At 68.2% G+C, this 1,928-nt stretch carries 2 protein-coding genes; one reads left to right on the forward strand and one right to left on the reverse strand.

The features are described from left to right. Window positions 1-1,451 (reverse strand): proteasome ATPase (arc, locus tag AB0J68_RS31705; RefSeq protein WP_363942514.1); only part of this gene is annotated, 1,451 nt, incomplete at its 3' end. 178 nt (window positions 1,452-1,629) lie between these two features. Between arc and AB0J68_RS31710 the strand changes: the two genes are divergently transcribed. Beyond that, window positions 1,630-1,923: a ferredoxin gene (locus tag AB0J68_RS31710; protein ID WP_039908212.1), complete on the forward strand. Its 294-nt coding sequence runs from the start codon at window positions 1,630-1,632 to the stop codon at window positions 1,921-1,923. Window positions 1,924-1,928 lie beyond the last annotated feature (5 nt).

Here is a 1,928-nt window from a genome sequence, read left to right on the forward strand (position 1 = left end):
TCACCGTCGGCGCGGTGTTTCCCACGGTGATGACCAGGCTCGCCGTACCGGTCAGGCCGGCCGGGTCGGTGACCTTCAGGGTGGGGGAGTAGGTGTCCGTGTTCGGCGAGGTCGTCCGGGTGCAGCGGGAGCCCGGAGAGGATGTACTTGGAGAAGATGTCCTTCGCCGCCTCGGCGTCCGGTCGCTCGATCTTGATTTTCACGTCGAGCCGACCGGGGCGCAGGATCGCCGGGTCGATCATGTCTTCCCGGTTGGAGGCGCCGATGACGATGACGTTCTCCAGGCCCTCCACGCCGTCGATCTCACTGAGCAGCTGCGGGACGATCGTGTTCTCCACGTCGGAGGAGACGCCGGAGCCGCGGGTCCGGAAGATCGAGTCCATCTCGTCGAAGAACACGATCACCGGGGTGCCCTCGCCGGCCTTCTCCCGAGCCCGCTGGAAGATCAGCCGGATGTGCCGCTCGGTCTCGCCGACGTACTTGTTGAGCAGCTCCGGGCCCTTGATGTTGAGGAAGAAGCTGGTGTGCTTCTCCTTGCCCTGGCGCTCGGCGATCTTCTTGGCCAGCGAGTTGGCCACCGCCTTGGCGATCAGCGTCTTGCCGCAGCCGGGCGGGCCGTAGAGCAGGATGCCCTTCGGTGGGCGGAGCTGGTGCTCGCGGAACAGGTCCGCGTGCAGGAACGGCAGCTCCACCGCGTCGCGGATCTGCTCGATCTGCGACTGGAGGCCACCGATGTCGCCGTAGTCGACGTCGGGCACCTCCTCCAGGACCAGCTCCTCGACCTCGCTCTTCGGGATCCGCTCGTACGCGTACGCCGAGCGGGGCTCGATCATGAGCGAGTCGCCGGCCCGGATCGCCGAGCCGATGAGCGTCTCGGCGAGGTGCACGATGCGCTCCTCGTCGGAGTGGGAGACCACCAGCGCCCGGTCGCCCGGCCCGCCGTTCGGTCCCTCCAGGATCTCCTTGAGCATCACGACCTCACCGACCCGCTCGTACCCGAACGCGTCGACGATGTTGAGCGCGTCGTTGAGCAGGACCTCCTGGCCGCGGCGCAGCTCGTCCACGTCCAGTGAGGGCGAGACGGCGACCCGCAGCTTGCGGCCGCCGGTGAAGACGTCCACCGTCCCGTCGTCGTGCTTGGCCAGGAAGACTCCGTAGCCACTCGGCGGCTGCGCGAGCCGGTCGATCTCCTCCTTGAGCGTGACGATCTGCGTGCGAGCCTCCTTGAGGGTGCTCACCAGCCGGTCGTTGTTCTCGGTCAGCCGCGCCAACTGTGCCTGGGTGGCCGCCAGCCGCTCTTCGAGCTGCCGGACGTGTCGGGGGCTTTCGGTCAACTTCCGCCGCACCAGGGCGAGTTCCTCCTGAAGGAACGCGACCTGCGTGGAGAGATCGTGGGCTTCCTTCTCCCACCGTGCGGCGCGCGAGTCCGCGTCGTCGCTGCGTGCTGCCACGTCCCACCTCCCCGGGGGGCTTGAACGTTCTGACCTAACACTAGCCGCTATGAGCCCGATTCGGTCCCACGCAACACCCTCGTCACCGAACCTTGATCGCCAAGGGTGGCCTGGCGGGCCGGTACGGGCGTTCGGGTACCGTCGGAGGCTGGTACGGGAGAACATGGGGGGTGCACCGGTGGCCGAGGTCGCGACCGACCAGTTGCAGGTCTGGGTGGACCAGGATCTCTGCACGGGTGACGGGCTCTGCGTGCAGTACGCGCCGGAGGTGTTCGAGTTCGACATCGACGGCCTGGCGTACGTCAAGGGCGTCGACGGTGAGCTGCGGATGGCGCCGGGCAGCCGGGTGGACGTGCCCGCGCACCTGCGCCTCGAAGTGATCGACTCCGCGAAGGAGTGCCCGGGCGACTGCATCCACGTGGTGCGTGGCGACGGCGTCGAGGTCGCCGGCCCGGACGCCGAGGACGACTGAGCCGG

This window comes from Micromonospora sp. NPDC049580, assembly GCF_040675595.1.
Taxonomy (GTDB): domain Bacteria; phylum Actinomycetota; class Actinomycetes; order Mycobacteriales; family Micromonosporaceae; genus Micromonospora.